This window comes from Streptomyces humidus, assembly GCF_014649655.1.
Taxonomy (GTDB): domain Bacteria; phylum Actinomycetota; class Actinomycetes; order Streptomycetales; family Streptomycetaceae; genus Streptomyces; species Streptomyces humidus.
On sequence record NZ_BMTL01000025.1, the window covers coordinates 102705 to 119101 of the forward strand.

14 protein-coding genes are annotated in these 16397 nt (G+C 73.0%); 5 read left to right on the forward strand and 9 right to left on the reverse strand.

The genetic code is table 11. The features are described from left to right. Positions 1-42 precede the first annotated feature (42 nt). The gene (locus IE239_RS27370; protein ID WP_190152073.1) at positions 43-1068 is read left to right on the forward strand and encodes a Gfo/Idh/MocA family protein; all 1026 of its coding nucleotides are present in this window, start codon (positions 43-45) and stop codon (positions 1066-1068) included. 13 nt (positions 1069-1081) lie between these two features. On the opposite strand, the gene IE239_RS27375 is transcribed toward IE239_RS27370, so the two are convergent. Further along, on the reverse strand, positions 1082-1495 hold the full coding sequence (locus tag IE239_RS27375) for an SsgA family sporulation/cell division regulator (RefSeq protein WP_190152074.1): 414 nt from the start codon (positions 1493-1495) through the stop codon (positions 1082-1084). Positions 1496-1844: 349 nt separating this feature from the next. On the opposite strand from IE239_RS27375, the gene IE239_RS27380 reads away from it, so the two are divergent. After that, complete coding sequence (locus IE239_RS27380; RefSeq protein ID WP_190152075.1) at positions 1845-3242, forward strand: PP2C family protein-serine/threonine phosphatase; 1398 nt, start codon at positions 1845-1847, stop codon at positions 3240-3242. Positions 3243-3306: 64 nt separating this feature from the next. On the opposite strand, the gene IE239_RS27385 is transcribed toward IE239_RS27380, so the two are convergent. Further along, complete coding sequence (locus IE239_RS27385; protein WP_190152076.1) at positions 3307-4809, reverse strand: DNA-binding protein NsdB; 1503 nt, start codon at positions 4807-4809, stop codon at positions 3307-3309. Between the two features lie 232 nt (positions 4810-5041). Between IE239_RS27385 and IE239_RS27390 the strand changes: the two genes are divergently transcribed. Continuing rightward, positions 5042-6172, forward strand: a complete 1131-nt coding sequence (locus IE239_RS27390; RefSeq protein ID WP_190152077.1) for an aminoglycoside phosphotransferase family protein — start codon at positions 5042-5044, stop codon at positions 6170-6172. 244 nt (positions 6173-6416) lie between these two features. Continuing rightward, positions 6417-8333: an N-acetylmuramoyl-L-alanine amidase gene (locus tag IE239_RS27395; protein ID WP_229878331.1), complete on the forward strand. Its 1917-nt coding sequence runs from the start codon at positions 6417-6419 to the stop codon at positions 8331-8333. 43 nt (positions 8334-8376) lie between these two features. Here the strand turns inward: IE239_RS27395 and IE239_RS27400 are convergent, their stop codons facing one another. From IE239_RS27400 to IE239_RS27425, 6 genes are all read right to left on the reverse strand, one after another. Further along, positions 8377-8874 carry a hypothetical protein gene (locus tag IE239_RS27400; RefSeq protein WP_062646030.1) on the reverse strand — a complete coding sequence of 166 codons (498 nt, stop codon included), beginning with the start codon at positions 8872-8874 and terminating at the stop codon, positions 8377-8379. Positions 8875-9217: 343 nt separating this feature from the next. After that, entirely contained in the window at positions 9218-9460 is a 243-nt protein-coding gene (locus IE239_RS27405) for a DUF397 domain-containing protein (protein ID WP_190152078.1), read from the reverse strand. A gap of 83 nt (positions 9461-9543) precedes the next feature. Continuing rightward, positions 9544-10710: a thiolase family protein gene (locus IE239_RS27410; RefSeq protein WP_190152079.1), complete on the reverse strand. Its 1167-nt coding sequence runs from the start codon at positions 10708-10710 to the stop codon at positions 9544-9546. Next, entirely contained in the window at positions 10707-11777 is a 1071-nt protein-coding gene (locus IE239_RS27415) for a thiolase family protein (RefSeq protein WP_190152080.1), read from the reverse strand. Before IE239_RS27415 ends, IE239_RS27410 begins: the two co-directional genes overlap by 4 nt. Next, positions 11774-12718 carry a Zn-ribbon domain-containing OB-fold protein gene (locus tag IE239_RS27420; protein WP_190152081.1) on the reverse strand — a complete coding sequence of 315 codons (945 nt, stop codon included), beginning with the start codon at positions 12716-12718 and terminating at the stop codon, positions 11774-11776. Before IE239_RS27420 ends, IE239_RS27415 begins: the two co-directional genes overlap by 4 nt. 153 nt (positions 12719-12871) lie before the next feature. After that, complete coding sequence (locus IE239_RS27425; RefSeq protein ID WP_190152082.1) at positions 12872-13672, reverse strand: crotonase/enoyl-CoA hydratase family protein; 801 nt, start codon at positions 13670-13672, stop codon at positions 12872-12874. 177 nt (positions 13673-13849) lie between these two features. On the opposite strand from IE239_RS27425, the gene IE239_RS27430 reads away from it, so the two are divergent. Then, positions 13850-15454 (forward strand): acyl-CoA synthetase, encoded by a 1605-nt coding sequence (locus IE239_RS27430; protein ID WP_190152083.1) that lies wholly within the window; start codon positions 13850-13852, stop codon positions 15452-15454. A gap of 51 nt (positions 15455-15505) precedes the next feature. Here the strand turns inward: IE239_RS27430 and IE239_RS27435 are convergent, their stop codons facing one another. Beyond that, on the reverse strand, positions 15506-16366 hold the full coding sequence (locus IE239_RS27435; RefSeq protein ID WP_190152084.1) for an alpha/beta fold hydrolase: 861 nt from the start codon (positions 16364-16366) through the stop codon (positions 15506-15508). Between the last annotated feature and the right edge of the window lie 31 nt (positions 16367-16397).

Consider the following 16397-nt stretch of genomic DNA (forward strand, 5'->3'; position numbering starts at 1 on the left):
CGTACGCTTCGGCGTGATCGTCGACCGGGGAGGGGAGCGCGCGTGGCCGACCTGCTGGGCGTTGCCGTGCTGGGGGCCGGACACATGGGCGCCGACCACATACGCCGTCTCGATCGCGTGGTGAGCGGAGCGAGGGTCGCCGCCGTGGCGGACCCGGACGCCGCGCGCGCGAGAGAGGCCGTCGCCGGGATCGGGACGGCGACGGTCCACACGGACGCACAGGCCGCACTCGAGGCGCCGGGCGTCGAGGCCGTGCTGATCGCCTCACCCGGTCCCGCGCACGAGGAAGCCCTGCTCGCGGCCTTCGCCCGGGGCCTTCCGGTGCTGTGCGAGAAACCCCTGACTCCGGACCCGGCCGGGGCGCTGCGGGTGCTGGAGGCGGAGGCCCGGCGGGGGCGGCGGCTGGCGCAGATCGGGTTCATGCGCCGCTACGACGCCGAGTACCGCGGCCTCAAGGCGCTGCTGGACGACGGTCGTCTCGGGCGGCCGCTCATGCTGCACTGCATGCACCGCAACGTCTCCTCCCCGCCGGACTTCACCAGCGCGATGCTGATCGACAGCTCGGTGTCGCACGAGATCGACGCGGCTCGCTGGCTGCTCGGCCAGGAGCTGACCGCGGTCACGGTGCTGCGCCCGCGCGTCTCCTCAGGCGCCCCGCAGGGCTTGCAGGACCCGCAGTTCGTGGTGTTCGAGACCGAGGGCGGCGCCCTGGTGGACGTCGAGATCTTCGTCAACTGCGGGTTCGGGTACCAGGTGCGCTGCGAGGCCGTGTGCGAGGCGGGCAGCGCGCGCATCGGCGACGACCACGGGATGCTCGTCACCGCGCGGGGGGCCGCCTGGGCGGACGTGCCACAGGACTACCTGGTGCGGTTCGCGGACGCCTACGACCGCGAGGTGCAGGCGTGGGTCGACGCGACCCGGCGGGGCGAGGTCACCGGCCCGACCGTCTGGGACGGCTACGCGGCCTCCGTCGTCGCCGACGCCGGGGTCAGGGCGCTGGAGAGCGGCACACGCACCGCGGTCGAGCTCGCCCCGCGTCCGGATCTGTACGCCCGGACGGGCCGCTGACACCGGGCGGGCCTCAGACGTTGCCGAGGAGGGCCTGCAACCCCCGGTCGACCGCGGCCTCGACGTCCTCCCGCCCCGCCGCGACGACCGCGTAACTGCGCAGCAGGAAGCGGCGCAGGGCGCTCGTGTCGAACTGGAGCAGGGCCAGCCCGAGCGGGGAGTGGAGCTCCATCACCGTGAGGGCCCGTCCGCAGGGCCAGATGTGCACGTCGCCGCTCCCGGACGGGCCGCTCACACCCTGCTCCAGCAGGCCGCGGCCGAACGTCCAGGTGACCGCCTCGCCCTCGAGGGAGACCTCCGGCGGGAAGTCGACGTGCACGGCGAAGGGGTCGGCGGAGTCGTAGCGGAGCGTGGCGGGCACGGGCAGCTCCTGGTCGTCCGCGGTGATCAGCCGGGCGCGAACGGCTTGTTCCAGAGTGATGTCCATGCATGTACGACCCCGCGGGGGCCTTTCGCATTACGCGAAAACAGGGTCCAATTATTGTGACCTGCATCACAGTCACGGAATGGACGAACACAGGCCCGTCGAACGCATGACCGGCACCCCTCGCGACCTCACCTTCCGTCCCTCAAGTCGCTTACGCCTCATACGACTTGACTCCCCGCCCGGCCGCCCGGACCGCACCCCTCCACGCCTCCCTGGAGACTCTGGCATATGCCAGAAGCACCACCGAATCGGGTGTTGCCAAAGCCCTTACACGTCGTCGCGCGCTGTGCAACAGTCGTGACGGCCCCTGTGTCAGCCCTCGTCGTACCGTCCCGTATCGGAGTGCGTCATGCCGCCCCATGTGTCCGCGGACCGCTCGGCCGCCCAGCCGCCAGGACCCGGCCCGGTGGACGCGCTGATCACGCAGACGCGACGGCTCAAGGGCGACATGGACGCCGTCCGGCCGGGCACGGGGAGCGACCACCCGGAGGACCCCCAGGGGCGCTGGCGACGCGCGCTCTACGACCTCGCACGACACCAACTCGACGACCTGGACGCGCACCTGGCCCAGTTACGGGACGGCCCGTCGTCCGCGCCGGCCGCCCTGACCTCCCCCGCCACCGCAGCCGACCGGCGCGAGTCGCTGCTCAGCCGGGTCGGCAGCGCCGAATGGAACCTGCTCACGGACGAGGTCGTCTGGTCCGAGGACCTGTACCGCATCCTCGGCCGCGACCCGGCCGCCCCTCCCCTCACCCTCGACGAACTGCCCTCGCTCGTCCTGGAGGAGGACCGGCCCCGACTGACCTCGATGGTCACCGACTGCCTGGTCGACGCCCGTCCCATCGACGGCGAGTTCCGCGTCGTCCGCCCGGACGGCGAGCCGCGCACCGTGCACATGATGGGCGAGCCCGCGCTCGACCCCGAGGGCGGCACCGCCTCGATGTGGGCCGTGCTGCGGGACGTCAGCGCGCTGCGCCGCAGCCAGCGGGCGGTGCGCGAGAGCCGTGACTCGCTCCAGCGGCAGCGGCGCCGCGCGCAGACCGAACAGCGGCTCGCGGTCGAACTGCGGGAGGCGGTCCTGCCGCAGGGGCTCGGCTCCCTGACCCTGCCGGGCCGGGGCCCCGGCTCCGTCGAGCTCGCCGCCCGCCGTCTGCCCGCCGCGACGGCCTCCCTGATCGGCGAAGACTGGTACGACGCCCTCGAACTCCCCGACGGCCGGACGGTGTTCGGCCTCGGCGATCTCACCGGACAGGGCCCGGCCGTCTCCTCCCACACGGCGATGATGCTGGGCGCCCTGCGGGGCATGGCCATGGCCGGCACCGAGCCGGGCCAGCTACTCACCTGGCTGAACCAGTTGCTGGACGGAACCGTCCAGCCCGCCCTGGGCAGCGCCCTGTGCTGCCGCTACCGGCCGGACACCCGCACCCTGACCTGGGCGCAGGCCGGACACCCCGTCCCCCTGCTGTTCCGGGCGGGGACGGGGCGCCGGCTGGACGCACCGGAGGGCGTGCTCCTCGGAGCCACCTCACGCGCCGCCTACGGACAGGCCGAGGAGACCCTCGAGGAGGGCGATGTGCTCCTGCTGCACACCGAGGGGCTGGCGCCCGCCGACCGCCTCCTCGGCCTCGCTCCCCGCCTGGACGGGGCGCGTACCGCACAGGACTGTGTGCGGACGGTCGTGGAGGAGTGCGGCGAGGCCGGACGCGACCACGACGCCTGCGTGCTCGTCGCCCGCGTCAACCGGTGACGCCCACGGCAATCGACGGCGCCCACGGCAATCGGTCAAAAAGAGACGGCTGACTCCCTCTCGCTCAAGCCTGGGCGTTGTTGCCGGGCCGGGCTCCCTTCTGCCTCGGAAGCGCCAGCCTGATCTCCTCGCGCAGCTCACTGATCCGTGGGGAGTCGGCGTACTGGGCGGTGAGCCGGTACATCTGGCTCAGCCGGTCCCAGGTACGCCGGGAGGAGTTCGACCCCATCGACATCAGGGCCAACCGCGCGAACCGGTCCGCCTGTTCGGGGTCGTTCGCGATGAAGCAGGCGGACGCCATGGACAGATGGTCGAAGATCTTCGACCGCTCGCGGCCGTCGACGCGCAGCGCCAGCGCCTTCTCCGCGTAGTACTGGGCGTGCGCGGCCGCCCGCGGCTCGAACTCGGCCAGCGTGCGGTACGCCAGGGCCTGCATGCCGTACAGATCCTCGTCCTTGAAGGTCTGCATCCAGGACGGCGGGGTGACGTCGCCCCGGTCGGAGACGAAGAGGTCCTCCGCCCGGCCGAGGGTGCGGCGCATGGCCTGCCCCTTGCCCATCGCCGCCTGCGCCCAGGCCTCGATGGTGTGGAACATCGCCCGGGTGCGCGGCAGGATGTCGTCGCCGGAGCCGGACTGCGCCAGTTTCATCAGATCGAGGGCGTCGTCGGGCCGTCCGAGGTGGACCATCTGACGGGCCGCCCGGGACAACGCCTCGCCGGCCCGTGGCCGGTCGCCGCCCTCACGCGCGGCATGGGCGGCGATGACGAAGTACTTCTGGGCCGTCGGTTCCAGGCCGACGTCGTGCGACATCCAGCCCGCGAGGACCGCGAGGTTGGCCGCGACGCCCCACAGGCGTCGCTGGAGATGAACAGGGTGACGGTAGGCGAGGATGCCGCCCACCTCGTTGAGCTGTCCCACGACAGCCTTGCGTTGCAGGCCGCCTCCGCGGGCCGCGTCCCAGGCCCGGAACACCTCGACCGAGCGCTCCAGTTCGTCGACCTCCTCCGCGCCGATGGGAGCCGCCTCGTACCGGTCGAACCCGGCCGGGTCGGCGTGCTGGAGGAGGGGATGGTCGATGACGGAAGCGTCGGCGGAGAGAGTGGGGTCGGTGTGCAGCCAGTCGTACATGGCACTGCTGAGTGCTGAGCCGGCGGCGAGCGCGGCACCCGCGCCCACCAAGCCGCGTCGGTTGAGCATGAGGTCCATTCCCGTGAATTCGGTGAGGACCGCGGCAGTCCGTTCGGGCGCCCACGGCACGCCGTCGGGATGTTCCTCGCTCCCGCCGCCCTGCCGCTTCCCTGCACGCCCGTGCCGGACCAGACCGAGGTCCTCGATGGTCACGACACGGCCGAGACGCTCGGTGAACAGAGCCGCCAGCACCCGCGGCACCGGATCGCGCGGAATCTCTCCCGTGTCGATCCATCGCCGCACCCGGGAGGTGTCGGTCGACAGCTGCGGATGGCCCATGGCCGCCGCCTGCCGGTTGACCAGCCTCGCGAGTTCACCCTTGGACCAGCCGGCCAGGCCGAACAGGTCCGCAAGGCGGGTGTTGGGTTGTCCGCTCACGTCAAGCCCCCAGGTTCTCGGCTGAGTTGACAGTAGCCCCGTGAAAGTTGCCGGGCGACTATTCGCCAGGGTTCGCCAGGGTGCGCCAGATGGTGTGCCACTGGGCGACGGGTGTCAGGTAGGAAAGCGCCACCCCGACCCGGTCGCCGAGGGACATTCCCCAGGGTGTATCCGAGAGGGCCGGTCGGGGCAGCGCACTGACGTCCGGCACACGAAGGGATCTGTTTCTCCCATGTACGCAGCATCGTCCTCCGTGTCCGCCCCGCCCCGGTCGCTGCACACCCGCCCGGGCGGCGGCGGCCCCTATCTGGACCCCGCACGGTCGGCGGGCCCCGCACTCGGTGCGGGGCCGGTCCGGCGCCCGGCGGGGCTCGGCACGCAACCGCTCAGCGGCAGGCTCGACCTGTCCGGCCCCCAGGGGGCCCAACTGCGCACGGCGATCGCCTCGGTGCACCGGATCTGCCCGGAGTTCGCCCCGGTCCAGGTGCTGCGCCGCAGCGGACGCTCGGTGCTCCTGGTCGGCACGACGGGACGCAGCACGGCCGTCGCCAAGTGTTTACTCGACCACTCCCCCGCGTGGGCGGAGCGGATCCGGCACGAAATAGGGGCGTACCGCACGTTCGTCCGGCACCGCCCCCCCGTGCGGGCGCCGAGACTGATCGCGGCGGACCCGGACAACTGCACCCTGGTGATCGAGCGGATGCCGGGACGGGTGGCGGCGCTGCAGCGGCACCCCACCGAGGTCCCGCCGCGGGCCGACGTCCGCGCGGCGCTCGGCGCGATCTGCCGGCTCAACGCCTGGCGGCCGCCCGCGGGGACGTTCGACGCGCCGCTGGACTACGCGGCCCGCATCTCCCGCTACCACGAGCTGGGCCTGCTCACCGACCGCGACCTGGGCGACCTGCAGAAGCTGCTGCACGGCATCGCCGCCGGCGCGGGCCGGCAGGGCATGGGCCAGTTCTGCCACGGCGACGCCCTCCTGTCGAACATCCTTCTCTCACCGGCCGGTCCCGTGCTGGTGGACTGGGAGCACGCGGGCTGGTATCTGCCGGGCTACGACCTGGCCACGCTCTGGACGGCGCTGGCCGACGCGCCGGTGGCGCGCCGTCAGATCAGCCAGATCGCCCAGTCGGCGGGACCCGCCGCACGCGACGCCTTCCTGGTGAACCTGATGCTGGTGCTGACCCGGGAGATCCGCACCTACGAGACGGCCGTGCAGCGTTCGATGCACGACGCGGCCCCGGCCGCGGGCCACCCGGGCGCCGCGCCGTCCGGCGAGGAACAGCGCCTGCTGCTGCGGCGGCTGCACGACGACTGCCAGCTGGCACGCAGGGCCGTGCGCGCGGCGGTCGGCACGCGCTGACGGGGCCGAGGCGCACGGTGCGCCGCATCGGCGGGGCGCCGCGGGCCCGTCAGCGCGCGGGCGGTGTCTTGACGGGGGAAATGACCGGTTTGTGGTCATGATTGACGGGTTGTCGGCACGGCGGGGGCCACCGGGCCCCGTCGGGCCCGTACGCCGCCGCCCGCTCGTCCCCCAGGAGACCGCAGTGCGAAAACCCGTCACTCCCCCCGGACCCCGCAGACGTTCCCGTAGAGCCGCAGGCGCCGTGGCGTCGGCGGCTCTGCTGCTCCCGCTGTGCGCGACGGCGTCCCCCGCCGACGCCGCGGATCCCCGGCCCGCCTCGGCGACCGGCCTGCAGCGGGCCTTCGCCGCCGCGGCCGCCGAGTACCACGTGCCGCAGAGCGTGTTGCTGGGCGTCTCGTACCTCCAGTCCCGCTGGGACGCGCACGCCGGGGCGCCGAGCGTGACCGGCGGCTACGGCCCGATGCACCTCACCGACGCCCGCGCGGCGCTGGCCGCCGCCTCGCAGCGCGACGGGGACACCCGGGACCTGCGGGGCGACTCCGCCCGCCCGGCGACGCGGCCGGCGCAGGTCCCGGGCGTCCGGCTCCCGTCGAGCGCGGAGCTGCCGGCCCGGCTGAAGACCCTGCCGAAGGCCGCGCGGCTGACCGGTCTGAGCCCCGCGGCGCTGCGCACGGACCCGGCGGCCAACGTCGCGGGCGGCGCGGCGCTCCTGGCCGCCGCCCAGCGCGCCCTGGGCGAGCCCCTGAGCGCCGATCCGGCGGACTGGTACGGCGCGGTGGCGCGGTTCTCGGGCGCTGACGACACCGCGACCGCCGCCGCCTACGCCGACGACGTCTACCAGGTGATCCACACCGGCGAGGAGCGCACCACGGACGCCGGGCAGACGGTCGCCCTGGCCGCGCGGCCGGGCCTGGTCCCGCGGAAGGCCGCACTGCACAGGGCCGGTCTGCGCACGCTCTCCGCGGCGGGCGCCGAGTGCCCGACGACGGTGTCCTGCGAATGGATCCCGGCGCCGCACGAGCGGTTCGGCGACGACGACTACGGCAACCACGACGTGGCCGACCGGCCCGCCTCGCCCCCCATCAGGTACATCGTCGTGCACGACACCGAGGGCGCCTGGGACGGCGTGCTGTCCACGGTCCAGGACCCGACCTACGTGTCCTGGAACTACTCGCTGCGCTCCACCGACGGGCACATCGCCCAGCACGTCAAGGCCAAGGACGTGGCGTGGCACGCCGGCAACTGGTACGTCAACTCCGAGTCGATCGGCCTGGAGCACGAGGGGTTCCTCGCCCGGCCCGACTCCTGGTTCACCGAGGCGATGTACCGGGCGTCGGCCCGTCTGGTGACCTACCTGGCCGCCGAGTACGGCGTCCCGCTGGACCGGCAGCACATCCTGGGCCACGACAACGTGCCCGGCCCGACCGGCGCGAGCATTCCGGGGATGCACACCGATCCCGGCCCGTTCTGGGACTGGAGGCACTACTTCGAGCTGCTGGGCCGGCCTTTCGAGGCTACGGCCGGCAGCGGCGGCGTGGTGACGATCCGGCCCGACTACACCGCCAACCGGCCGGTGTACACGGACTGCGGCGGCCAGGGCGTGGCGTGCGCCGCGCACGGTTCCGGCGACGTGCGGCTGTACTCCGATCATGACGAGCAGTCCGCCCTGATCAAGGACGTCGGCGACGGCTCGGCACCGACCACGGGCCTGAACGACGTCGCCTCACGGGCGTCGACCGGCCAGCAGTACGCGGTCGCCGACCGGTGGGGCGACTGGACGGCGATCTGGTACCTCGGCCGGAAGGCCTGGTTCAGGAACCCCGCGGCCCGGCCGACCGCCGTTCCCGCGACGGGCCGGGTGGTCACCCCGAAGGACGGCCGCGACAGCGTGGCGCTGTACGGCAGGGCCTATCCCGAGGCCGGGGCCTATCCGGCGGGTGTTCCGGCCCAGGCGCTCTCGCCGCTGCCGTACACCCTGCCCAAGGGGCAGAAGTACGTGGTCGGCGACAAGGTTCCCGGCGAGTACTACTACTCGGTCACCTTCGCCGGCGACTCGCACCGGCTGGTCGTCGGCGAGGACCAGTACTACGAGATCCAGTACGGCCACCGGGTGGCGTTCGTGCGCGCCGCGGACGTGAAGGCGACCCCGGCGACGTAGACGTGCGGGCCGCGGGCCGCGTCGTCGACGGCGCGGCCGGGCCTCAGCCCTGCTGGAACAGCTCCGCCGGGAGCGGCTTCAGCAGGGCGTAGAGGTCGTCGGTGATGGGGCGGTCCCAGGCGGCGATGGTCACCAGGACGTTGTCGCTGCGGTCGAACTGCACGCAGGAGATCCGCCCCTCGGAGAGCTTCAGGCGGCGCACGATCAGCAGGTTGTCGCCCTGCATCACCGGCATGTCCTCGGTGCCGACGACGGTCACCTCCTCGTCGTTCTCCAGCGCGAGCAGGAGCTGGGCCACCTCGAAGGGGACCTCGCCCTCCTCCACCTCGCGGGCCGGGGATCCCTCGGGCAGATTGCCGATGATCATCGCGGGGCCGCGGCCGCCGAAGAGGTCGTAGCGCAGGAAGACGCCCTGGCAGCTGCCGTCGGGTGCGGGCAGAAGGCCCGCGCCCAGGTTGCCGGGCCAGTCGCCCGGGTCCATGGCCAGTACGTCGAAGTCGGGCCCGGCGGGCGTGGCGCTGCGGCGGCGGAGGAACGACATGCCGCCATGGTACGTGGCCGACGCGCTCGGGCGGTGCGCGGGCGGCACGCGTTCCGCCGCGCGTGATCCGGTCCGCGGCCCACGGGTCCCGGCGTTCTCCTCCGTCCCTTCGGACCTGCCCCGCGTGCGCTCTGCGGGCACGGGCGCCCGGCGCAGGGCGTCCGGTGCTCGGGGGGTCCTCGCGGGCCGTCGCAGCCGTCGGCCTGGGGCCTGCGCGGCGCCGTGCGCCGGCTGCCGCGACCGATGGGGCGTCCCTGGCCCTCACCCGCGGACTGCGGCCTTCGCCCGCCGGGCCGGCCGCGGTCAGGTCAGGTCAGGTCAGGTCAGGTCAGGTCAGGTCAGGTCAGGTCAGGTCGAACTCTCCCGCCCGTGCCTCCGACACGAACGCGCCCCACTCGGCGGGTGTGAAGATCAGGGAAGGGCTCTGCGGGCTGCCGCTGTTGCGCATCGCGATGAATCCTTCGACGAAGGCGATCTGGACATCCCCCCGCCCCCGGCTGCTGGACTGCCACTCGGCGTTGCTGAGGTCCAGCTCGGGCTTGTCCCAGCCCGTGAGCGGCTGCTGGTGGATGGTGCTCTCGGCCACGTCCGTGCTCCTCCCGGTTCGTCGTCCGCGGGCCAGCCTAGCGATCGGCCCCGTACGCCGACAGAGCACGCGAGGAGGACCTTTCAGGACATCGGCGGCCTGGCTCCGACGAGCCACATGGAGAAGAACTGCGAGCCGCCCCCGTAGGCGTGGCCGAGGACCTTGCCGGCCCGCTCCACCTGGTGTTCCCCGGCCTGGCCGCGCACCTGGAGTGCGGCCTCCGCGAAGCGGATCATGCCCGAGGCGCCGATCGGGTTGGTGGACAGGACACCGCCCGACATGTTGACGGGCAGGTCGCCGTCGAGCTCGGTGACGCCGGCCTCGGTGAGCTTCCAGCCCTCGCCCTCTTCGGCGAAGCCGAGGTTCTCCAGCCACATCGGCTCGTACCAGGAGAACGGCACGTACATCTCCACGGCGTCGATGTCGCGGCGCGGGTCGGTGACCCCGGCCTGCCGGTAGACATCGGCGGCACAGTCCTTTCCGGCCTGCGGCGACACCGCGTCCTTGCCGGCGAAGAGCGTCGGTTCGCTGCGCATCGCGCCTCCGAGCACCCAGGCGGGCGGACGGGGCGAGCGGGCGGCTCCGGCCCGGTCGGTGAGCACCATCGCGCAGGCCCCGTCGGAGGAGGGGCAGGTCTCCGAGTAGCGGATCGGGTCCCAGAGCATGGGCGAGGCCTGGACCTTCTCCAGCGTGATGTCGTGCTCGTGGAGGTGGGCGTAGGGGTTCTTCAGCGCGTTGCGCCGGTCCTTGTACGCCACGAGCGAGCCGACGGTGTCGGGCGCGCCGCTGCGCCGCATGTACGCGCGCACGTGCGGGGCGAAGAAGCCGCCGGCCCCGGCGAGCAGGGGCTGCTGGAAGGGGATGGGCAGGGACAGTCCCCACATGGCGTTGGACTCGGACTGCTTCTCGAAGGCCAGGGTGAGAACGGTGCCGTGGACCCGGGCCGCGACCAGGTTCGCGGCGACCAGCGCGGTGGATCCGCCGACCGAGCCGGCCGTGTGCACGCGCAGCATCGGCTTGCCCACCGCGCCGAGCGCGTCGGCGAGGTACAGCTCGGGCATCATGACGCCCTCGAAGAAGTCGGGGGCCTTGCCGATGACCACGGCGTCGACGTCGGCCCAGGTCAGCTCGGCGTCGTCGAGGGCGCGCCGGGCGGCCTCGCGAACCAGTCCGGCGATCGAGACGTCCCGGCGGGCCGCGACGTGCTTGGTCTGGCCGATCCCGACGACGGCCACGGGCTCCTTGCTCATCGCGGTTCCCCTTCGAGTACGGCGACCAGGTTCTGCTGGAGACACGGGCCGGAGGTGGCGTGGGCGAGGGCGCGGTCGGACTCGCCCCGGTGGATGCGGGCAGCGGCCTCGCCGATGCGGATCAGACCGGCGGCCATCATGGGGTTGGCCGCGAGCGCGCCGCCGGACAGGTTCACCCGGACGCTGTCGTCCAGCCGCAGCGCCTTGCGCAGGACGACCTCCTGTGAGCTGAACGGCGCGTGCAGTTCGGCGGTGTCGACGGGCCGGTCGAACGCGCCGGCCCGCTCGGCGGCGAGGCGGGTGGAGGGCGAGTCGGTCAGGTCGCGCACGCCGAGCGAGTGGGCTTCGATGCGGTGGTCGACGCCTCTGATCCAGGCGGGCCGGGAGCACAGCTCACGGGCCCGCTCGCCCGCCGCGAGGATGACGGCGGCGGCCCCGTCGCCGACGGGCGGACAGTCGCCGGTGCGCAGCGGCCGCACGGCGTAGTCGCCCTGCGGGACGGAACCGCGCAGCTGGGCATGGGAGTTGAGGGTGGCGGTGCGTCGGCTGCGGGCGCCGATCGCCGCGAGGGCCGGCTCATCGGTGTGGCCGGCGTCGATCAGCGCCTGTGCCTGGAGCGCGGCCAGGGCGACGGAGTCGGGCCACAGGGGGGCGACGTAGTACGGGTCGAGCTGGCGGGTGAGGACGTCGCGCAGCGAGCCGGGAGAGGACTTGCCGTAGGAGTAGACGAGAGCGGTGTCGGCGTCGCCGGTGAGGAGTTTGGTCCACGCCTCGTACAGCGCCCAGGCGCCGTCCATCTCGACGTGGGACTCGGACAGGGGCGGCCAGGCGCCGACGCCGTCGAGGGCGAGGGTGAAGGAGAAGGCGCGGCCGGCGAGGTAGTCGCTGGAGCCGGAGCAGGTGAAGTCGATGTCGGCGGTCTTCAGGCCGGTCCGGTCCAGGACGCTGTGCAGGACCGGCATGAGCATCTCGACCTCGGAGAGCTCGTCGGTGGTGCGCAGGACGTCGGTCTGGGCGAAGGCCACCACCGCGATGTCGCGGCGGTCCGGGGGTTCCTCGCGGGTCACAGCAGCTCCTTGTAGACGTCGTAGTCCGCGTCCGGTTCGCCGGTGGGCCGGTAGTGGTCGGGGTAGCGGGCGCCCTCCGTCCAGACGGGTTCGACGCGCAGGCCCATGCGGACCTGGTCGTAGGGGATGCCGGCGATGCGTCCGTGCAGGGCGAGGTCGGCGCCGTCGAGGGCGATGTGGGCGTAGACGTAGGGCACCTCGATGTCGAGGTTCTTCGCCTTGATGTTCACGATGCAGAAGGTGGTGACGGTCCCGCGCGGCCCCACCTCGACCTGTTCCGCGGTCGGGACGCCGCAGGTGGGGCAGGCTCCGCGGGGCGGGACGTACACCTTGCGGCAGGCCGGGCAGCGTTCGCCGACCGTGCGCCGGGTGGAGAGCGCGGCGATGTAGGCGGACTGGGCGCGGCCGGGCGAGTAGGTGTAGTCGAGGCGGGCGGGGGCGACGATGCCGGTGACCCGGTCGTCCGCGAGCGCGCCGGGTTCGCCGTCGGGTGACGCGGGTTCGCCGGCGTGGGGCTCGAAGCAGGCGATGTCGGTGATGGCGCCCTCGCGTTCGGCGGCCCAGCGGATCCGGACGCGCATTCCGGTGCGGACGGCGTCGGGTCCGGGGGCGTCGAGGGCGTGCAGGAGGGCGGTGTCGGCGCCGTCGAGGCGGACCAGGACCCAGGCGAACGGGGTGGCGAGGGGCTGGCCGCGGCGGGGGGCGTGGTTCCAGGCCCAGGTGGTGACGGTGCCGGTGGGCGCGACCTGGACGAGGTCGTGGATCTCCTCGGCGGTCACGGGGTCGTACTCGACGGGCGGGACGAGGGTGCGGCCGTCGGCGGTCCGCACGCCGAGGACGACGCGCTCGCGCAGGCCGGTCAGGAAGGCGCTCTGCACGGGGCCGAGGGACCGGGTGAAGGGGAACTCGACGACAAGGGGGGCTTTCAGCACTTCGGGCATCGGGGCTGCCTCCTCGGGGAGCCGACGTCATGGGGTGCGCCCCGTGAGGGGCGCGGGGCGACTGTGTGTGCGGCTCCGCCGCGTGGACGCGGCTCGGCACGACGGCCCCGCGGACGGGGAGCGAACCGCACCTCCCGCTCGCCCGGCGGAGCGTCACGCGCGCCTGTAGCGGGGCGGGCGTTTCTCCGCGAAGGCGCGGGCGCCCTCCTTGGCGTCGGCGGTGTCGAAGACCGGCCAGCCACGGGCGAGTTCGGCGGCGAGACCGTCGGTCTCGGTGAGCTCGGCGGTCTCGTACACCGACGCCTTGACGGCCTCGACCGCCAGCGGACCGCAGGAGTTGACGCGTTCGGCGATCTCCAGGGCCTTCTTCAGGGCCGTGCCGTCGGGCACGACATGACCGACCAGACCGATGTCCGCGGCCTCCCGGGCGCTGTACGGGCGTCCGGTGAGCAGCATCTCCAGGGCGTGGGTGCGCGGGATCTGCCGTTGCAGCCGGACGGTGGAACCGCCGATCGGGAAGAGGCCGCGCCTGACCTCGAAGAGGCCGAAGGTCGCGGACTCGCCGGCGACGCGGATGTCGGTGCCCTGGAGCATCTCGGTGCCGCCCGCGACGCAGTACCCCTCGACGGCGGCGATCACCGGCTTGCGCGGGCGGTGGTGACGGAGCATCGCCTTCCAGTGCAGGTCGGGGTCGGCCTTGAGCCGGTCGCGGTGCTGCTCGCCCTCCATGCCCTTGCCGGCCAGCGCCTTGAGGTCCATGCCGGAGCAGAAGGAGCCGCCCGCGCCGGTGAGGACGACCGAGCGGACCGAGTCGTCCTCGTCGGCCTCCAGCCAGCCGTCGTACAGGCCGACGAGCATGGCGAGCGAGAGCGCGTTCTTGGCCTGCGGCCTGTTGAGCGTGAGCACGAGTGTGGCGCCCTCGCGTCGCACGGTGAGGTGTTCGGTACCGCCCATCGCACATCTCCCCTCGGAAAGAACGAGAACAGGTTGCAGTAGGCGTGACGGCAGTTCAAGGGTTTTCTGACAGACAGTCAGATTTCTTGGCGCGGACCCTTCCCACTTACCGCGCGCTTTGCTGTGATGACCGGCGAACCGTCTGAGAGCCAGGCCGTCGTGAGGTCAGGAGGAACGGTGGAGTACAACCTTGCCGACCTGTTCGAGTCGGTCGTCGACGTGGCCGCGGACCGCGAGGCGCTCGTGTACGTCGACCATCCCGGCACGGGCGCGGAACGCCGGCTGACGTACGCGGAGCTCGACGCGGCCGCCAACCGCATCGGTCACCACCTCCTCGACAGCGGCGTGCGTCCCGGCGAGCACCTCGGGCTGCATCTGTACAACGGCGTGGAGTACCTGCAGACGGTGCTGGGCTGCCTGAAGGCGCGGATCGTGCCGGTCAACGTCAACTACCGGTACGTGGAGGAAGAGTTGGTCTACCTCTACCGGGACGCGGATCTGGTCGCGCTCGCCTTCGACGCGGAGTTCACCGACCGGGTGACGGCCGCGCTGCCGCAGACGCCGGCCTTGCGGCACCTGATCCGGGTCGGCCCGGCGGTCGAGGGCATCACCTCGTTCGCCGACGCCGAGACGAGCGGCTCGCCCGGGCGCGGGTTCCCGGCGCGTTCCGGGGACGACCAGTTCATCATCTACACCGGCGGCACGACCGGCATGCCCAAGGGCGTGATGTGGCGTCAGGAGGATCTGTTCTTCTCGGGGCTGGGCGGCGGATCGCCCACGGGCGAGCCGGTGAAGACGCCCCAGGAGATAGCCGAACGGGTCGCGGCCGGCGGCACCGGGATCACCTTCTTCCCGACTCCCCCGCTGATGCACGGCACCTCCACGCTCACCGCCTTCATCGGCTTCAACTTCGGTCAACGCGTCGTCATCCACCGCAAGTTCGTGCCCGAGGAAGTGCTGCGGACCATCGAGAAGGAGAAGGTCACCAGCATCTCCCTGGTGGGCGACGCGATGCTGCGGCCGTTGATCGACGCGCTCGAAGGGCCCATGAAGGGCACGGACTGCTCATCGGTGTTCAGCGTCTCCTCCTCCGGGGCGATCATGTCGGACACGGTCCGCCGCCAGTTCCGGGCGCTGATGCCGAACGCGATGCTGCTGAACAACTTCGGCTCCTCGGAGTCCGGCTTCAACGGCACGGCGACGGACGACTCCGGACCCGAGCGCGGCTTCCGCGTCCGGGTCAACCCCCGTACCCAGGTGGTCGATCCGGCCACCCGCGAGCCGGTGGCCGCGGGCGAGATCGGTCGCGTCGCCCAACGCGGCCACGTCCCGCTCGGCTACTACAACGACCCGGTGAAAACCGCCGAGACCTTCTTCGAGAAGGACGGCGAGCGCTGGGTGCTGCTCGGCGACATGGCGACCGTCGACGAGGACGGGGTGGTCGTCGTCCTCGGGCGCGGCTCGCAGTGCATCAACACCGGGGGCGAGAAGGTGTACCCCGAGGAGGTCGAGCAGGCGCTCAAGGCGCACCCGGACGTGTACGACGCCCTGGTGGCAGGGGTGCCGGACCCGACGTGGGGCAACCATGTGGCGGCGGTGGTCCAGGTCCGCCACGGCGCCCCGCCGCCGTCCCTGGAGGACATCCAGCGGCACTGCCGCACCCGGCTCGCCGGCTACAAGATCCCGCGCCAGCTGGTGCTCGCCGCGTCCATCCGCCGCTCACCGAGCGGCAAGGCGGACTACCGGTGGGCGCGCGAGGTCGCCGTGGCGGAGAGCAGCTGACCAGGCCCGCGGCGCCCTGGCTCCGGTCCGTGACGGCCCTTCTCAGCCTCGTCACACCCTGCTCGAGCGACCGGCACGCTCCAGGAAGTCGCCGACCCGCCCGGCGAACCCGCCGGGGTCGTCCAGCCACGGGTAGTGGCCGGCGCCGGGCTGCACGGCGAACTCGGCGTTCGGGAAGGCGTCGGCCACCAGCCGGGCGCGGTCCGGCCGGGGCCCGCCGTCCAGCTCGCCGGCCAGGACGAGCACCGGGGCGGTCAGCTCGGCCAGCGCGGTCCGCAGGGCCGGCGGGTCGAAGGCGGCCGGATCGAGGAAGCGCTCCTCGCCCTCGGCACAGGTCTGCTCGTCCGCGGCGGCCTCGTGGGCGCGGGCGGCTTCGTCCCACCTGCCGTGGAAGAAGGCGCCGACGACCGCCGGATCGGGCTCGCCCCCGCCCCCGAGCCACGCCTCGAACGCCGGGAACGCCTGCTCGAACCAGGGTTCACGGCGGCGCAGCCGCGCGGCCGCCAGCCGCTCCTCGACCGTGGCCGGCCGGCCCAGCGCCCACGGATTGACGGTGACCAGCGCGAGCCGGGACACCCGGTGCGGGTACCGCGCCGCGTACAGCATCGCGAGGCTGCCGCCCGCCGAATGGGCGAGCACGTCGATCCGCTCCCGCCCCAGGTGCACGCGCAGCGCCTCGACGTCGTCCACCTGCCGGTCGACGCGGTACGTCGCCGGGTCCGCGGGAGGCGCGGAGCCGCCGGTGCCGCGCAGATCGAGCAGGATCAGGCTGCGGCAGCCGGCGAGACCGCCCAGGTCGCCGAGGTAGTCGGAGGCCCGCAGGGGGCCGCCGGGCAGGACGACGAGCGGCTCGCCCTCACCCGACACGCGGTAGGCGAGCTCGGTCCCGTCCGGCGCGGTGAAGATCGGCATGCCCCGATTCTCGGCAGGGGTCGCGGCCGCC